At 71.5% G+C, this 16012-nt stretch carries 16 protein-coding genes; 3 read left to right on the top strand and 13 right to left on the bottom strand.

Going from position 1 to position 16012, the window contains the following annotated elements; all coding sequences use genetic code 11:
* Nucleotides 1–6: 6 nt before the first annotated feature.
* Complete coding sequence (gene rlmN, locus ABFJ78_RS28250; protein WP_436389622.1) at nt 7–1113, bottom strand: 23S rRNA (adenine(2503)-C(2))-methyltransferase RlmN; 1107 nt, start codon at nt 1111–1113, stop codon at nt 7–9.
* Nucleotides 1114–1239: 126 nt separating this feature from the next.
* On the opposite strand from rlmN, the gene ABFJ78_RS28245 reads away from it, so the two are divergent.
* On the top strand, nt 1240–1836 hold the full coding sequence (locus ABFJ78_RS28245) for a hypothetical protein (RefSeq protein ID WP_436389621.1): 597 nt from the start codon (nt 1240–1242) through the stop codon (nt 1834–1836).
* Here ABFJ78_RS28245 and ABFJ78_RS28240 read toward each other — a convergent pair.
* From ABFJ78_RS28240 to ABFJ78_RS28215, 6 genes are all read right to left on the bottom strand, one after another.
* Complete coding sequence (locus tag ABFJ78_RS28240) at nt 1829–4123, bottom strand: transketolase-like TK C-terminal-containing protein (RefSeq protein ID WP_436389620.1); 2295 nt, start codon at nt 4121–4123, stop codon at nt 1829–1831. The two genes, ABFJ78_RS28245 and ABFJ78_RS28240, sit on opposite strands and share 8 nt — an antisense overlap.
* A gap of 109 nt (nt 4124–4232) precedes the next feature.
* A complete protein-coding gene (locus tag ABFJ78_RS28235; RefSeq protein WP_436389619.1) occupies nt 4233–4718 on the bottom strand; it encodes an Lrp/AsnC family transcriptional regulator in 486 nt (161 codons plus the stop codon).
* Between the two features lie 12 nt (nt 4719–4730).
* On the bottom strand, nt 4731–5738 hold the full coding sequence (locus ABFJ78_RS28230) for an ABC transporter substrate-binding protein (protein ID WP_436389618.1): 1008 nt from the start codon (nt 5736–5738) through the stop codon (nt 4731–4733).
* A complete protein-coding gene (locus ABFJ78_RS28225; protein WP_436389617.1) occupies nt 5728–6546 on the bottom strand; it encodes an ABC transporter ATP-binding protein in 819 nt (272 codons plus the stop codon). The genes ABFJ78_RS28230 and ABFJ78_RS28225 overlap by 11 nt, the downstream gene beginning before the upstream one ends.
* Before the next feature lie 10 nt (nt 6547–6556).
* A complete protein-coding gene (locus ABFJ78_RS28220; RefSeq protein WP_436389616.1) occupies nt 6557–7582 on the bottom strand; it encodes a FecCD family ABC transporter permease in 1026 nt (341 codons plus the stop codon).
* Nucleotides 7579–8586 (bottom strand): FecCD family ABC transporter permease, encoded by a 1008-nt coding sequence (locus ABFJ78_RS28215; protein ID WP_436389615.1) that lies wholly within the window; start codon nt 8584–8586, stop codon nt 7579–7581. Before ABFJ78_RS28215 ends, ABFJ78_RS28220 begins: the two co-directional genes overlap by 4 nt.
* 161 nt (nt 8587–8747) lie before the next feature.
* On the opposite strand from ABFJ78_RS28215, the gene ABFJ78_RS28210 reads away from it, so the two are divergent.
* Nucleotides 8748–9392, top strand: a complete 645-nt coding sequence (locus tag ABFJ78_RS28210; protein ID WP_436389614.1) for a PadR family transcriptional regulator — start codon at nt 8748–8750, stop codon at nt 9390–9392.
* Here ABFJ78_RS28210 and ABFJ78_RS28205 read toward each other — a convergent pair.
* The gene (locus ABFJ78_RS28205; RefSeq protein WP_436389613.1) at nt 9332–10141 is read right to left on the bottom strand and encodes a class I SAM-dependent methyltransferase; all 810 of its coding nucleotides are present in this window, start codon (nt 10139–10141) and stop codon (nt 9332–9334) included. The two genes, ABFJ78_RS28210 and ABFJ78_RS28205, sit on opposite strands and share 61 nt — an antisense overlap.
* 112 nt (nt 10142–10253) lie before the next feature.
* Between ABFJ78_RS28205 and ABFJ78_RS28200 the strand changes: the two genes are divergently transcribed.
* Nucleotides 10254–11099 carry a VOC family protein gene (locus tag ABFJ78_RS28200; protein ID WP_436389612.1) on the top strand — a complete coding sequence of 282 codons (846 nt, stop codon included), beginning with the start codon at nt 10254–10256 and terminating at the stop codon, nt 11097–11099.
* Here the strand turns inward: ABFJ78_RS28200 and ABFJ78_RS28195 are convergent.
* The 5 genes from ABFJ78_RS28195 to tsf form a co-directional block, all read right to left on the bottom strand.
* Nucleotides 11087–12409, bottom strand: a complete 1323-nt coding sequence (locus ABFJ78_RS28195; protein ID WP_436389611.1) for an MFS transporter — start codon at nt 12407–12409, stop codon at nt 11087–11089. The two genes, ABFJ78_RS28200 and ABFJ78_RS28195, sit on opposite strands and share 13 nt — an antisense overlap.
* An 81-nt stretch (nt 12410–12490) precedes the next feature.
* Nucleotides 12491–13348, bottom strand: a complete 858-nt coding sequence (locus ABFJ78_RS28190) for a phosphatidate cytidylyltransferase (protein ID WP_436389709.1) — start codon at nt 13346–13348, stop codon at nt 12491–12493.
* A gap of 332 nt (nt 13349–13680) precedes the next feature.
* The gene (frr, locus tag ABFJ78_RS28185; RefSeq protein ID WP_003065592.1) at nt 13681–14238 is read right to left on the bottom strand and encodes a ribosome recycling factor; all 558 of its coding nucleotides are present in this window, start codon (nt 14236–14238) and stop codon (nt 13681–13683) included.
* Nucleotides 14239–14286: 48 nt separating this feature from the next.
* On the bottom strand, nt 14287–15030 hold the full coding sequence (pyrH, locus tag ABFJ78_RS28180; RefSeq protein ID WP_003065595.1) for a UMP kinase: 744 nt from the start codon (nt 15028–15030) through the stop codon (nt 14287–14289).
* A gap of 117 nt (nt 15031–15147) precedes the next feature.
* Complete coding sequence (gene tsf, locus ABFJ78_RS28175) at nt 15148–15963, bottom strand: translation elongation factor Ts (protein ID WP_372670637.1); 816 nt, start codon at nt 15961–15963, stop codon at nt 15148–15150.
* Nucleotides 15964–16012: the final 49 nt, after the last annotated feature.

Below are 16012 nucleotides of genomic sequence, written 5' to 3'. Positions count from 1 at the left end.
ACAGACTTAGCCTTCAGCGGCCAGCTGGCCGCAGGCCGCGGCGATGTCCTGGCCGCGGGTGTCCCGGACCGTGCACGCGACGCCGCCGGCGTTGACCAGGCGGACGAACTCTCGCTCGACCGGTTTCGGCGAGGCGTCCCACTTGCTGCCCGGCGTCGGGTTCAGCGGGATGACGTTGACGTGGACCAGCTGGCCCAGGTGCTGGCGCAGCCGCTTCGCGAGCAGCTCCGCCCGCCACGGCTGGTCGTTGATGTCCCGGATCAGGGCGTACTCGATCGAGACCCGGCGTCCGGAGGTGTCGGCGTAGTACCGCGCGGCCGAGAGAACCTCGTCGATCGACCAGCGGTTGTTCACCGGCACCAGCGTGTCCCGGAGCTCGTCGTCCGGCGTATGCAGGGACACCGCGAGACGGACCTGCATCTTCTCGTCCGCCAGCTTCCGGATCGCCGGCGCCAAACCCACGGTCGACACGGTCACCGACCGCTGGCCGATCCCGAGGCCGCCCGGCGCAGGGTCTGTGATCCGGCGAACAGCCTTCACAACTCGGACAAAGTTCGCTAAAGGTTCACCCATCCCCATGAAGACGATGTTCGACAGCCGGCCGGGGCCACCCGGCATCGCGCCGTCGCGCATGACCGCCGCCGCCGAACGGACCTGGTCCACGATCTCCGCCGTCGACAGGTTGCGGTCCAGACCACCCTGCCCGGTCGCACAGAACGGGCACGCCATGCCGCAGCCGGCCTGGCTCGAGATGCACAGCGTCGCGCGGTCCGGGTAGCGCATCAGGACGCTCTCCAGGAGCGTGCCGTCGTGGGCGCGCCACAGCGTCTTGCGGGTCGCGCCGTCGTCGGCCGCCAGCGCGCGGACCTCGGTCAGCAGCGTCGGCATCAACGACTCGACCAACGTCGAGCGCGACGCCGCCGGGATGTCCGTCATCTCCGCCGGGTCGACCGTCAACCGCGAGAAGTAGTGGTTCGACAGCTGCTTCGCGCGGAACGGCTTCTCCCCCAGTTCCGCCACCGCGGCGGCGCGCTCGGCCACGGACAGGTCGGCGAGGTGGCGCGGCGGCAGGCCGCGCTTGGGGGCGTCGAAGACGAGCGGGAGGGCAGTCATAACCTGACCAGTGTCCCACGCGCCCACCAGCACCGCCCGAACCGCCCTGGCCGAATGTACGCCAGGTCACCGGCGAAACCGGGAAGGCCGTCCGGGAGTCCAACAGCGGACGAAAGAGGTGAGCCCGTGTCCTTCCGGCACATCGTCCTGGCCATCGCGGTGGTCCTGAGCGCCGCCGCCTGCAGCACGTCGACCGGCGGGCAGGCGCAGCCCGTCCCCACGGTGACGAAGGCCGCCGGGCCGCAGGTCGTCGTCGGGACGATGCACGTCACGCTGCCTCCGGGCGCGAAGTACACCCAGGCGAGCGAAGACGGCCTGCTCGACGGCTGCGTCGCCGAAGGCACCGTCATCTGCGAAGCACGGCTCCTCGACCTGCACGAAGCGACCGCGGACCCCAACGCGCCCATCAACCTCCCGAGCGCGAAGCGGCCCTTCGGCTGGTACACCGGCACCGACGTGCCGACGTGCATCACGGCCGCGTCGCCGCCCGGGCAGGCCGCGGAGGCGACCGGCAGCAATCTCGTCGAGTCCGGCTTCAAGCCGATCGGCCCGAAGACGGCCGAGTACGGCCGCTGGGAAGTCACCTGCAAGGACGAGACGCAGAACAACCAGGTCCGGATGTGGTGGCTGCCGACGAGCAAGATCCTCGTCGTCCAGTACGGGGCGTTCGAAGGCTGGAACGAGAAGATGGACGCCCTGCTCGCCGGCGCGACCTTCAGCTGACGGCGTCGAGCGCGGCCCGGATGATCGCGTCCGTGTCGATGCCGTGGTAGCGGTAGACGTCCTCCAGCGAGCCCGACTGCCCGAACTTCGTGACGCCCAGCGCGACCGACGGCACCCGGTTGACCCCCGCCAGGAACGCCAGCGTGTGCGGGTGCCCGTCGAGGACCGTCACCAGCGGCCGAGCCCGCGAAGCCGGGAACACCTGGTCCAGGATCCACGACTCGCCGGTGCCCCGGCCCGACCGCGCCTGGACGGCCTCGAACAGCAGGCCCGGGCTGGTCACGCACACGACGTCCGCCTCGACGCCGACCTGGGCCAGCCGCTCGGCCGCCGCCAGCGTGTCCGGCACCAGCGCGCCCATCGCCGCCAGCGTGACCGAAGGCGCCGAAGCCCGCCGCAGCAGGTACGCCCCCGCCACCACCTGACGGCGACGGCGTTCGCGCGCCGCCGGGTCGGTGGGCACGGCGGCCAGCGTCTGGTCGACCGGGCGGGTCGAGAGCCGGAAGTACGACGACGTGCCGCCCGGCTTGCCGAGCCGGCCGAGCGCCGCCAGCAGCGTCCACTCGGTGTCGATCGCGAACGCCGGTTCGTAGCTGACGCAGCCGGGCTGCTCGATGCCGATCGACGGCGTGGTGATCGACTGGTGCGCGCCGCCTTCCGGGGCGAGCGTGACGCCGGACGGCGTGCCGATCAGGATCGACTGCCCGCCCGCGTAGATGCCGAACGACCACGGCTCCAGCGCGCGCTCGACGAACGGGTCGTACATGACGCCGATGGGCAGCAGCGGCTCGCCCCAGCGGCTCCACGTCGCCCCCAGCTCGCCCAGCAGGCCGACCAGGTTCGTCTCGGCGATGCCCAGCTCGACGTGCTGGCCGGTCGGCTTCTCCCGCCAGTGCATGATCGTCTCGGGGTCGTCCTCGAACCAGTCGCGGCGCTCGGTGGCCGACCAGACGCCGACCTTGTTGACCCAGCCGCCGAGGTTGGTCGTCGAGCTGACGTCGGGGCTGACCGTCACCACGCGCTTCGCCGCTTCGGGCGCTTCGCGCGTCAGGTCGAGCAACACGCGCCCCAGCGCCGCCTGCGTCGTAGCGGTCCCAGAAGGCGTACGTCCGATGTCGACGGGCAGGTCCAGCGAAGGCGCCGAAGGGACGTCCGGACGGCGAAGGCGCGAAGCAACTTCGGCGCACAACGCGGCTTCAGGCGAGTCCGAGGCGAAGCCTTCCCACGGCGAAGCGAGGTCCGTACCCAGCGAAGCAGCCAGTTCTTCCATCTGCGCAACGGTCAGCAGCGAAGAGTGGTTCTGCGGGTGTCCCTGCGTGGGCAGCCCGCGGCCTTTGACGGTGTAGCAGAAGATCACCGTCGGCCGGTCGTCCGAAATGGACGCGAAGGCCTCGTCGAGCGAGCCGAGGTCGTGACCGCCCAGGTTGCGGACGGCGGCCAGCAGCGTCTCGTCGTCCAGCGTTTCCACGAGCGAGGCCAGCGCGGCGTTCCCCGCGGGCAGCCGGTCGCGCACCTGGGCCGCGTCGCAGCGCAGCAGCCGCTGGTACTCGGGGTTGGGCATCCCGTCGATGCGGGCGCGCAGCTCGGCGCCGCCGGGCCGGGTGAACAGCTCCTCCAGCAGCCGCCCGTACTTCAGCGTCAGCACCTGCCAGCCGGCCGCGTCGAACATGCCCTGCAGCCGCCCGGCCGCGATGTTCGGGACGACGCGGTCTAGCGACTGGCGGTTGAGGTCGACGATCCAGACGATCTCGCCCAGTTCGGCGACGGCCGGGTCGAGGATGGCCTCCCAGATCGCGCCCTCGTCCAGCTCGGCGTCGCCGACCAGCGAGTACTGGCGGCCGGTGCCGGCCGAAGAGCCCCGGGTCGTCAGGTAGCGGCGCGCCAGCGCGCCCCAGATCGGGGCGGTCGCGCCGATGCCGACCGAGCCGGTCGAGTAGTCGATCGCGTCCGGGTCCTTGGCGCGGCTCGGGTAGCTCTGCAGGCCGCCGAACTCGCGCAGTGTCGGCAGGTAGGCCTCGTCCAGCTCGCCGAGCAGGTAGTTGATCGCGTGGAGCACCGGCGACGCGTGCGGCTTCACCGAGACGCGGTCCTCGGGCCGCAGGTGCCGGAACCACAGCGACGTCATGATCGAGACCAGCGACGCGCACGACGCCTGGTGCCCGCCGACCTTCAGCCCCGACGGGTTGGGCCGGACCCGGTTGGCCTGGTGCACGATCGCGGTGGCGAGCCAGAGGACCCGCTGCTCGATCGCGGTGAGCGCCGGGGCGGTCACGGGGGCTTGGGTCATCGTCGACACACCTTTCGTGCAGGAAGCGCACACCAGGACAGCACTGGTGGACGCATCGCACAACCGATGCCATCGCGAGTGCGCAGAATGCACACCGGACGCGGACGGCTCAGGTCTCCGGGTGCGCAGAATGCACGCGCTCCAGCAGGGGCGTCAGGCGGTACGGGACGAGCTCGCGCATGACGAGCGAGATGTTCGTCCGCTCCACGCCGGGCGAGGCGAGGATGCGCCCGGCGATGCGGTAGAGGTCGTCGGCGTCGACGGCCACCACCTGCACCATCAGGTCGCTCGCCCCGGTCAGCCCGCACACCTCGGTGACCTCGGGGATCGTGGCCAGCGCGTCGGCGATCTCGGCCAGGCGCCGCTGGTCGACCATCGCGTTGACGAAGGCCCGCAACGGGTAGCCCAGCCGCGCGGGGTCGATGCGACGTTCGAACGACCGGAGGACGCCGCGCTGCTCGAGCCGCACGAGCCGGGCCTGCACGGTGTTGCGGGACAGGCCCAGCCGCTCGGCCAGCGCGACCGCCGTGGCCCTGGGGTCCTCCCCCAGGGCTTCCAGCAGGCGCGCGTCGATCTCGTCGATGATTTCCGGCACGCGCCGATCTTCTCAGCCCAAGTACTTCTGCAGGTCGTCAAGGACCTTCATCGCCCCGATCGGGCCGAGCCCGAGGAACCACACTTCGTCAGCGACCGGGATGGCGTGCTTGGCCTTGACCGCGCCCAGCCCGGCCCACAGCCCGCTGCTCGTGACGGCCTTCTCGTCCGCGCTCGGGCCGGCGCCGTAGCTGGAGTAGAAGATCCAGTCGGCGTCGGCCTCGTCGATGCGCTCCTTGGAGATCTGCGCGGCCAGCTCGTCGATGTTCTGGTTCGCGGGCCGCTCGAGGCCGACGTCCTTGAGGATCACGCCGATGAAGGACAGGTTGCCGTAGAGCCGGATGTTGCCCGACAGGAACCGCAGCAGCGAGATCTTCGGCGCGCCCTTCACCGAAGCCTTCACCTCGTTCGCGCGCTTCTGGTAGTCGTTCAGCAGCCCGACGGCCTTGGCCTCGTCGCCGAGCGAAGCCCCGACCAGCAGCAGGTTCTCCTTCCACGGGAACCCGGGCCGGATGCTGAACACCGTCGGCGCGATCTTCGACAGCTGCGGGTAGAGGTCGTTGCTGCGCAGCTTGCTGCCGACGATCAGGTCCGGCGTCAGCGCGGCGATCTGCTCGAGGTTGAGGTTGTTGATGTCCCCGACCGTCAGGATGCCCTTGACGCGGTCGGCGAGGTAGGACGGCACGCCGCTCTGCCCGGCCGTCGTCGCCATCCCGACGGGGGTGACGCCGAGCGCGAGGACGTCGTCGAGCTCGCCGCTGTCCAGCACCACGACCCGCGTCGGCTTCTTGTCGAGCTTCGTCTTGCCCAGCGCGTGCGTGACGGTGCGCGGGAAGACGCCGGGGCCGGCGTCCGCGCCGAGCTTGGCCGTCTCGCTGTCCGCGGTCGAGAACAGCCGGCCGCCGGTGGCGACGTCCTGGTCGCCGACGCCGGAGCTGCTGGGTTTCGCCGGCTGCCCGCACGCGGCGAGCAGGGTGACGACCGCGAGCGCGGCGGCCGGCTTTGTCCACTTAGGACGCATGGGAGGTTCCTTCTTCTCGGGGAGCGGCCCGCCGCCTGCCGATCGGGACGACCAGGGGCGTGGCGGAGACCGGGTCCGGGATGACCTGGCAGGGCATGCCGAAGACGTCGGCGACGAGCTCGGCGGTGAGGATGTCGGCGGGGGCGCCTTCGGCGGCGATCCGGCCGTCCTTCATCGCGATGAGGTGGTCGCCGTAGCGGGCGGCCAGGTTGAGGTCGTGCAGGACGATGACGATCGTCCGGCCGTCCTCGGCGTTCAGCTCGGCCAGCAGGTCCAGGACTTCGACCTGGTGGGCGATGTCCAGGAACGTCGTGGGCTCGTCGAGCAGCAGCAGCGGCGTCCGCTGCGCCAGGGCCATCGCGATCCAGACGCGCTGGCGCTGCCCACCGGACAGTTCGTCGACCGGCCGCTCGGCCAGCTCGACGGTGTCGGTGGCGACCATCGCCTTCGCGACGGCGTCGTCGTCTTCGGCGCTCCAGCGGCGGAACATGCCCTGGTGGGGATAGCGCCCACGGCCGACGAGGTCGGCGACGGTGATGCCCTCGGGCGCGGTCGGCGACTGCGGCAGCAGGCCCAGCACGGTGGCGACGTCCTTGCTGCGCAACGTCGTGATGCCCTTGCCGTCGAGGTAGACCGCACCCTTGGTGGGAGTCAGCAGCCGCGCGAGGCCGCGCAGCAGCGTCGACTTCCCGCAGGCGTTGGTCCCGACGATCATGGTGACCTTGCCGGGCGGAATCCGCACCGACAGGTCCTTGACCACGCGCAGCGGGCCGTAGCCGAGCTCGAGGTCCTCGGTGTGCAGTGTCACGGCGTTCCCCTCACATCCGCCCCGCGCGGTTGGCGCTCGCGAGCAGCCACAGCAGGTAGGGCGCGCCCACCGCGCCGGTCACGACGCCGACCGGCAGCTGGGCGCCGAGCAGGTGCTGGGCCGCGAAGTCGCCCAGCAGGACCACGAGCGCGCCGGTGAGCGCGGCGGGCACCAGTCCCGCGCGGGCGCCGCCGACGAGCCGGGTGGCGATCGGGTTGGCCACGAACGCGACGAACGCGACCGGCCCGGCGGCCGCCGTCGCGAACGCGGCGAGCGCGACGGCGACCAGGAGCAGGGCCACGCGGGTGCGTTCGACGTTCAGCCCGAGCCCGGCGGCGGTGTCGTCGCCGAGCTGCAGCCCGGTGAGCGCCCGGCCCAGCAGCAGCGCGGCGGGCAGCAGGACGACCAGCGCGGCGGCCGGCGGTCCGGCGTGGTCCCAGCCGCGGCCGTTGAGGTTGCCGGTCAGCCAGACCAGGGCCTGCTGGGCGAGCGTGACGTCGGCCCAGGTCATCAGGTACGAAACGACGCTGGTCAGCACCGCCCCGACACCGACGCCGACGAGCACCAGCCGGTAGCCGGGCACCCCGCCGCGGCGCGCGAGGAGGTAGATCGTGGCGCCGGTGAGCAGCGCACCGGCCAGTGCCGCGGCCGAGACGACCGCGCCGCCGGCCCCGAACAGCACGATCGCGACGACCGCCGCCGCGCTCGCGCCCTGCGTCACGCCGATGACGTCCGGGCTGGCGAGCGGATTGCGCAGCAGGCGCTGGAAAAGCGCGCCGGACGTCCCGAAGGCGACCCCGACGAGGACGCCGGTGACCGCGCGCGGCAGCCGCAGTTCGGTGACGACGTAAGCCGCACGACCGGTGCCCTGTCCGAAAACCAGGCCGGGCAGATCGCCGAGCGGCACCGGGAAGTCGCCCACCGCCAGGGAAACCGCGAAGACGGCGACGATCGCCAGCAGCAGCGCCAGCGTCACCGAGCGGGCCCGGACCGCGCCTCGGCGACGCGCGGCGGCGACCACCTCGACGGCGTTCACACCGCCACGACCTTCCGGCGGCGCACCAGGAAGACGAACACGGGCGCGCCGACGAGCGCCGTGACGATGCCGACCTGGACTTCGGCCGGGCGCGCGACCACGCGGCCGACGACGTCCGAAACGAGCAGGAGCAGCGGGGCCAGGAGCGCGGAGTACGGCAGCAGCCAGCGGTGGTCCGGGCCGGTGAGCAGGCGGGCGGCGTGCGGCACGGTCAGCCCGACGAACGCGATCGGCCCGGCGATCGCCGTCGCCGACCCGCACAGGACGACGACGGCCAGCGCGCACACCAGCCGCGCCACCGGGACGTTCTGGCCGAGTGAGCGGGCGACGTCCTCGCCCAGCGCGAGCGCGTTGAGCAGCCGGGCGGAGATCAGCGCGAGGACCACGCCGGCGGCCACGAACGGCACGGCCTGGGTGATCGTCGTCGCGTCGCGGCCGGTCAGCGAGCCGACCTGCCAGAAGCGGTACTGGTCGAACGTCGTCTGGTCGGTGAGCAGCAGTGCGCTGGTCACCGAGGCCAGCGCCGCCGTCACCGCGGCACCGGCGAGGGCGAGCTTCACCGGCGTCGCTCCCGCGCGCCCCAGCGAACTGACGCCGTAGACGACGCCACCGGCGGCCGCGGCGCCCAGGAAGCCGAACCAGACATACCCGCCGACGCTGGTGATGCCGAACGTGCCGATGCCGAGGACGACGAAGAGCGCCGCGCCCGCGTTGACGCCGAGCAACCCGGGATCGGCCAGGGGGTTGCGCGTCGCGCCTTGGATGACGGCGCCGGAGAGGCCCAGTGCGACGCCGGACAGGACCCCGGCGAGGGTGCGCGGGAGCCGGAGTTCACGGACCACGAGGTGGTCGGGGTTGCCCGGGTCGAAGTGGAAGAGCGCGTCCAGCACGGTGACCGGGCTCAGGCCACGGGTGCCGACGGCGATGCTGAGCAGCACGGCGGCGGCCACGGCCGCGGTGAGGACCACCAGCCCGGCCGTGAGCGGGAGCGATCGGGTCCGCACTGGTCGTTACCTCTGCTAACAGGTCTTAGGCTTGCCTACCCTATGGCTCGGAACTTGAAGGCTCAAGTTCCGTGAGCGGCATCACCGGGACGAGGTTGCCATCCGACTGTTTCCGATATATCGTGAACGTGTCGCAACAGTTCGAGAAAGGAACAACCGACATGCGTAGGCAACGACACCCCTTCACTCAAGAACACCCCTTCGCCCAGGAACGTGGGCGCGCACCCTTCGGTGGCTTCGGCGACTTCGGCCCGGGCTTCGGGCCGGGTTTCGGTCCGCGCGGCGGACGCGGCCGGGGCCACGGACCGGGCCGGCGGGGTCACGGCGGACGGCGCAGCCGCCGCGGTGACGTCCGCGCCGCGATCCTGGCGCTGCTCGCCGAGCAGCCCCGGCACGGCTACGAGATCATCCGCGAAATCGGCGAGCGCTCCGGCGGCTTCTGGCGCCCGAGCCCCGGCTCGGTCTACCCGACGCTGCAGCTGCTGGCCGACGAAGGCCTGGTCATCAGCAAGGACGAGCACGGCAAGAAGCTCTTCGAGCTGACCGACGCCGGCCGCACCGCCGCGGAGGAGCAGGACAGCACCCCGCCGTGGGAGCAGATCGCGCAGGACGTCGACCCGAGCGAGGTCGGGCTGGCCAAGGCGGGCAAGAACCTGGCCGCCGCCGTCGTGCAGATCATGCGCGCGGGCACCGAGAGCCAGCAGGCCCGCGCGGCCGAGGTGCTCAACGACGCCCGGCGCTCGCTCTACGGCATCCTCGGCGAGGACGAGGACGAGTCCTCGGCTTCCGAAGAAGCAGCCGAGTGACCTGGCAGGACGAGGCCGGTGGGCTTGACCCGCGTGTGCACGCGGTAGCCCACCGGCAGCGTCAGGTCCTGCGCGCGATTCCCGTTACGCTGCAAGGACTCCGCGATCGCCTGTTCGGCGACGCGCTTGCTGAACTCGATCTTCAGCACCGCTTCGAGGTCGGCGGCGGTCGCGAAACGCCACTCGGTGGCGACCCGGCGTAGGCCGAACCCGGCGCGGGCGAAGAACCGCTCCACCGCCACCGGGTCGTAGTGCGGCAGGTCGGCGCGCATCCAGCCGCCGTAGGGCTCGCTGGTCACGTCGAGGTCGACGATCGCGATCGCCCCGCCCGGCCGCAGCACCCGCTCGGCCTCCGCGAGCCCCGGCTCGCAACCGGGTCCGAAGAAGTACGCCGTGCGCGCGTGGACGACGTCGACGCTCGCGCTGCGGACCGGCAGCCGCTGGGCCCGGCCCATCCGGACGTCCACGTTCGACAGTCCCTCCACGCGCTTCAGCGCGCTTCGCACCAACGGCTCGTGCGGCTCGACCCCGAGCACCGAGCGGGCGTCGCGGGCGAAGCGCGGCAGGTGGAACCCGTCGCCGCAGCCGACGTCCAGCACGTCCCGGCCGGCCCAATCGACCTCTTCGCGCAGCACGCGCCAGATTTCGCCGGCGCTGTCCTGCGCCCGGTTCTCCAGCTCGTAGTCGGCCGGGTAGTACCAGATGTTCGGACTCGGCACGACCTCCGCGCGCCGGGACGACCACCGCACCGCTGCTCCTTTCGGGCTCTCCTGCGCCGGTAGTGATTTACCGGCGGCCGAATCTTGGCGGAAACCACACGGTTCACGCCTAGAATTCGGTGGGTCTCGGGAGGAGCACCACATGACGATCGGCCCGTCCAGTCCCCCGTCCCCGGTTCCGGCCGGGATCCCGTGCTGGATCGAGCTGGCCTGCCGCGAGCCGGCCGTGGCGGAAAGATTCTACGGCGCCCTCTTCGGCTGGGAGTACACCACTCAACGGGATCCGGCGACGTCCGACGGCCGGTACGCCATGGCGACGCTCAACACGGTCCCGGTGGGCGGGCTCTACCGTGCCGCGCCGGGCGCGCCGCTGGGCTGGATGCCGCACCTGTCCGTGCCGCACACCGCGAGCGCGGCCGAGTGGGTGGAGCACCTCGGCGGGCGGCTGACGCTCGGGCCGATGCCGATCCCCCAGCGCGGCACCATCCTGCACGCCTTCGACGCGTGCGGCGCGCCGGTGGTGTTCTGGGAGGTGCCGCCGGACTGGGAGTTCGTCACCGGGATCCCCAACACGTTCAGCGGCGCGGACCTCAACACGCACGACGGCGTCGCGGCGGATCACTTCTACACCAAGCTCTTCACCTACGGGAGCCACCAGATCGGCGACGGCGAGTCCCTCGACTACGTCGAATGGCTCATCGAACACGAGCCCGTGCTGTACCGGTACGTCATGGGCTCGGAGTACAGCCTCGACACCCCGCCGCACTGGCTCGTCTACTTCGACATCGACCCGGCGCGCGGGGTCGACGCGGTCGCGGGCGAGTCGCTCATGCACGGCGGCACCGTCGTGATCCAGCCCTACGACACGCCGTTCGGCCGGATGTCGATCCTCGCCGACCCGGAAGGCGCCGTCTTCGCGGTGATCGACCACTCGCGCGTCTCCGAGGAGTGGGGCCGCGCCGAGGTCGACGACCCCTACGACGACTGACGCTCGGCGAAGGCCAACCCCGCCACCAGCGCGTACCCGCCTGCCACCAGCCACATCCCCGCGGCGGGCTGCAGCGCGCCGACGAGCGCGACCCCGATCGCGCCGCCGGTCTGGCGGGACGCGTTGAGCACGCCGGCGGCCAGCCCGGCCTTGCCCGGCAAGGAGTTCATCGCCAGCGACGTCATCGCGGGCATGGCCAGCGAGCAGCAGCCGAAGACGACCGAGACGGCGACGAACAGCGCGAGTGCGCGCTCCGCGGGCAACAGCGCGAAGCCGATCGCGCCGGCGAGCCCGGCCACCGCGCCCGCGACCATCGGGACGCGCGGGCCGAACCGCCCGGTCAGCCGTCCGCTGAAGAACGCGTTGAGCCCGACCGCCATGGTGAGCGGCACCAGCGCGAGCCCGGCGGCCAACGCGCCGAGCGACCAAGCGCGTTGCAGGAACAACGCGAGGCAGAAGAGCGTGCCGTAGAGGCAGAAGTTGAACAGGCCGCCGATCCCGGTCGCCACCGCGAAGTTCCGGATCTTGAGCGTCTCGAGCGGCAACACGGGCTCGGCGACGCGCTTCTCGACCGCCACGAACACCGCGCCGGCCACCGCTCCCCCGGCGAGCAACGCGAGGGTCGCCGGGGCGAGCCAGCCGGCGTGCCCGGCTTCGATGAACCCGGCGACGAAGGCGGCCAGCGACGCCGTGCCGAAGAGCTGCCCGGCGAAGTCGAGGTGCGTCTCCCGGCGCGGTGGTTCCGTGACCGCGCGGCGCGTCAGGACGATGGCGACGATCCCGACCGGGACGTTGACCGCGAAGACGAGCCGCCAGCCGGCGAGGCCGACCGCGAGCCCGCCGAGCACCGGCCCGGCGGCCAGCCCGACGCCGCTCATGCCGCCCCACACGCCGAGGGCGCGGGCCCGTTCTCGCGCGTCCGGGAACTGGTGGACGATCAAGGCGAGCGACGACGGCAGCAACGCGGCGGCCCCCGCCCCCTGGACCGCGCGGGCGGCGACCAGCCAGGCCGCGTCCCCGGCGAGAGCGCAGGCGACGGACGCGACGACGAAGACGGCGACGCCCGCTTCGAAAACGCGTCGCGAACCCCACCGGTCACCGGCGGCGCCCCAGGTGAGCAGGAACGCGGCGAGCGTGACGGTGTAGGCGTCGACGACCCACTGCAGCGCGGCGGTCGACGGTTCGCCGAACTCGGCACCGATGGCGGGCAGCGCGAGGTTCACGATCGTCGCGTCGAGCGTGATCATCAGGAAGCCCAGGCAGACGGCGGCCAGGGCCAGTTTCGCCGGAGCGCGGGTCTCGGTGGTCATACCCCGAGTCAAACCCGCGGAAGCTTCGGCCGTCCACGAACCGTTGCCTCCGTGGTGGGAGGCTCAGGCTTCCACCACAGGTCAGCCGAGCGGGACGAACGCCGAAAGCAGCAGCCAGGACACGACGGCCGAGGGCAGCAACGAGTCCAGGCGGTCCATGATCCCGCCGTGCCCGGGCAGCAGCGTGCCCATGTCCTTGACGCCCAGGTCGCGCTTGATCAGCGACTCGACGAGGTCGCCGAGCGTCGCGGTGAGCACGATCGCGACGCCGAAGATGACGCCCTGCCAGACGTGGCCGTCCAGCAGCAGGCTCAGGGTGAGCGCCCCGGCCACGACCCCGCCGACGAGCGAACCGCCGAAGCCTTCCCAGGTCTTCTTCGGGCTGATGGTGGGGGCCATCGGGTGCTTCCCGCCGAGCACACCGGCGATGTAGCCCCCGGTGTCCGACGCGACGACGCCGATCAGGAAGGTGAGCACCCGCCCGACGCCGTCCGACGGCGGCACGAGCATGGCCGCGAAGGCCCCGAAGAGCGGCAGGTAGGCGGCGGCGAACGTCGACGCGCTGATGTCGCGCAGGTAGCCCTTCGCACCGCCGGGCAGACGCCACAGCAGGCAGGCGAGCACAGTGAGGACGAAGGCGGTGAGCGCGCCTTCGCGGCCGAACGGCCAGGCGAGCCAGATCATCGCCTGCCCGCCGACGAGCACCGGGATCATCGCGACCTTGATGTCGGCGACCCGGCGCAGCACCCCGGCGAACTCGAAGGTGCCGACCGCGATCGCGATCGCGATGATCCCGATGAAGAGGAAGCGCACGGTGAGCAGCGAAACGATGATGGCGGCGCCGAGCAGCAGCCCGACCCCGATGGCCGCGGGCAGGTTCCGGCCGGCTTTGGAGGCCTTCTTGCCCTCCGGCGCTCCGGTCGCCGGCGCGGCCGGCACCGAGGTCGCCTCGGCGGCCCCGGCAGCCGACAACCGGCTCGCTTCGCCGGTTTCCGAGCCCGCCGGCGTGGCCGCTTGGCCCGGCCGCGAGGTCGCCGAAGCAGCCGCCTCGCCGGTCCGCGAAGCCCCCACCGGGTCTGCCTCGCCGGTTCGCGAGGTCGCCGAACCGGCCGCCTCGCCGGTCTCGGCGCGCGCCGAAGCCCCGGCGGTTCCCGGGAACTCCGGCGTGGCCGGAGTGCCGGCGTCGCCCGGCCCCGGCGTCCCGGGAGCGCCGGCCGGTTGTTCTCCGGTCGCGTCCACCCGGTCCTCGCGTTCCTCGCTCACCTGTGCCATCAGACCTCGAGCAGCTCGGCTTCCTTGTGCTTGACCAGCTCGTCGACCTTGTGCACGTAGGTGTCGGTCAGGTTCTGCAGTTCCTTCTCCGCGCGCGCGACGTCGTCCTCACCGGCCTCGCCGTCCTTGGCGATGCGGTCCAGCTCGTCCTTCGCCTTGCGGCGGACGCTGCGGATCGAGACGCGGGCGTCCTCGCCCTTGCCCTTGGCGACCTTCACCATCTCCTTGCGCCGCTCCTCGGTGAGCTGCGGGATGACGATGCGGATGACCTGGCCGTCGTTGCTCGGGTTGACGCCGAGGTCCGACTCCCGGATCGCCTTCTCGATGGCGCCGAGCTGCGACTGGTCGTACGGCTTGATGAGCGCCATCCGGGCTTCCGGCACGTTCACGCTCGCGAGCTGGTTCAGCGGGGTCGGCGAGCCGTAGTACTCGACGACGATCCGCGAGAACATCGCCGACGAAGCCCGGCCGGTGCGTACCGACTGCAGCTCGTCCTTGGCGACGGACACCGCTTTTTCCATCTTCTCCTCGGCATCGAGGAGGGTCTCGTCGATCACGGTCACTCCCGTAGTTGTGATGGGTGGCGCTTGCTGATCCCAGCAGGTCTAGGCCGGCACCCCGTCGGCGGGGGTGCTGACCAACGTGCCGATTCTTTCACCACTCACCGCGCGGGCGATGTTCCCCTCGGTGAGCAGGTTGAACACGATGATCGGCATGTTGTTGTCCATGCAGAGGCTGAACGCCGTCGCGTCGGCGACCTTGAGGTCCCGCTCCAGCACCTCGCGGTGGGTGATCTCGCGGAACATCTCGGCGGTGGGGTCGGCCTTGGGGTCCGCGGTGTAGACGCCGTCGACGGCCTTGGCCATCAGCACGGCCTCGCAGCCGAGCTCGAGCGCCCGCTGCGCCGCCGCGGTGTCGGTGGAGAAGTACGGCATGCCGACCCCGGCGCCGAAGATCACGACGCGGCCCTTCTCCAGGTGCCGCTCGGCTCGGCGCGGGATGTAGGGCTCGGCGACCTGGCCCATCGTGATGGCGGTCTGCACGCGGGTGGGCAGGCCTTCCTTCTCCAGGAAGTCCTGCAGCGCCAGGCAGTTCATCACGGTGCCCAGCATCGCCATGTAGTCGGCGCGGTCGCGGTCCATGCCGCGCTGCGAGAGCTCCGCGCCGCGGAAGTAGTTGCCGCCGCCGATCACGACCGCGACCTGGACGCCGGTGCGGGCGACGTCGGCGATCTGCTGCGCGACCGAGTGGACGACATCCGGATCGACGCCGATCGAACCACCGCCGAACATTTCGCCGCCCAGCTTCAGCAGCACCCGCCGGTAGCCACCTTCGACCCGGTCACCCATCTATGTCGCCTCCTAGACCCCTCGACCGCTGTGAATTCCTCTGGACCCGACAGTGCCCCGTCCCCGATGGACGGAGACGGGGCACTGTGGGTGTGAAACCTACGCCCTGGCCTGAGCTCAGGCCTGGCCGACCTCGAACCGCGCGAACTTGGTCAGCGTCACGCCGGCCTCGTCGAGCAGGGCCTTGACGGTCTTCTTGTTGTCCTTGACCGACGGCTGCTCGAGCAGGACGTTGTCCTTGTAGTAGGCGTTGACCTTGCCCTCGACGATCTTCGGCAGCGCCTGCTCCGGCTTGCCTTCCTCGCGAGCGGTCTGGTCGGCGATGCGGCGCTCGTTCTCGATGATCTCGGCCGGCACCTCGTCGCGGGTCAGGTACTTCGCGCGCAGCGCGGCGACCTGCATGGCGGCACCGCGGGCGGCCTCGGCGTCGTCACCGGTGAACTCGACGAGCACGCCGACGGCCGGCGGCAGGTCGGAGCCGCGGCGGTGCAGGTAGGTCGCGGTCTGGCCCTCGAAGGCCACGACGCGGCGCAGCTCGAGCTTCTCGCCGATGCGGGCCGACAGCTCCTGGACGACCTCGTTGACGGTCTTGCCGTCGAGCTCGGCACCCTTGAGCGCCTCGACGTCGCTGGTCTTGAGGGTCTTCGCGACCTCGACGATCTTCGCGGCGAGCGCCTGGAAGTCGGCGTTCTTCGCGACGAAGTCGGTCTCGGAGTCGAGCTCGATGAGGACGCCGCCGTCGCCGGTGACCAGGCCCTCGGCGGTGGCGCGCTCGGCGCGCTTGCCGACGTCCTTGGCGCCCTTGATGCGGAGGAACTCGACGGCCTTCTCGAAGTCGCCGTCGTTCTCCTCCAGCGCCTTCTTGCAGTCCATCATGCCGGCGCCGGTCATCTCGCGCAGGCGCTTCACGTCAGCGGCGGTGTAGTTCGCCATTCTGGTAAATCCGTCCTTTGCAGGAAATCTGTGGGTTGCTACGCCGGTG

The sequence above is a fragment of the Amycolatopsis sp. MEPSY49 genome (assembly GCF_051337345.1).
GTDB lineage: Bacteria > Actinomycetota > Actinomycetes > Mycobacteriales > Pseudonocardiaceae > Amycolatopsis.
This window is presented reverse-complemented; position numbering and strand designations above follow the sequence as displayed.

Bases quoted from the DNA above. Each gene is read 5' to 3' on its own strand.
- pyrH (WP_003065595.1), bottom strand. From the start codon at position 15,030: ATGGGTGACCGGGTCGAAGGTGGCTACCGGCGGGTGCTGCTGAAGCTG.
- ABFJ78_RS28210 (WP_436389614.1), top strand. From the start codon at position 8,748: ATGCGTAGGCAACGACACCCCTTCACTCAAGAACACCCCTTCGCCCAG.
- ABFJ78_RS28195 (WP_436389611.1), bottom strand. From the start codon at position 12,409: ATGACCACCGAGACCCGCGCTCCGGCGAAACTGGCCCTGGCCGCCGTC.
- rlmN (WP_436389622.1), bottom strand. From the start codon at position 1,113: ATGACTGCCCTCCCGCTCGTCTTCGACGCCCCCAAGCGCGGCCTGCCG.
- ABFJ78_RS28230 (WP_436389618.1), bottom strand. From the start codon at position 5,738: ATGCGTCCTAAGTGGACAAAGCCGGCCGCCGCGCTCGCGGTCGTCACC.
- ABFJ78_RS28240 (WP_436389620.1), bottom strand. From the start codon at position 4,123: ATGACCCAAGCCCCCGTGACCGCCCCGGCGCTCACCGCGATCGAGCAG.
- ABFJ78_RS28200 (WP_436389612.1), top strand. From the start codon at position 10,254: ATGACGATCGGCCCGTCCAGTCCCCCGTCCCCGGTTCCGGCCGGGATC.
- tsf (WP_372670637.1), bottom strand. From the start codon at position 15,963: ATGGCGAACTACACCGCCGCTGACGTGAAGCGCCTGCGCGAGATGACC.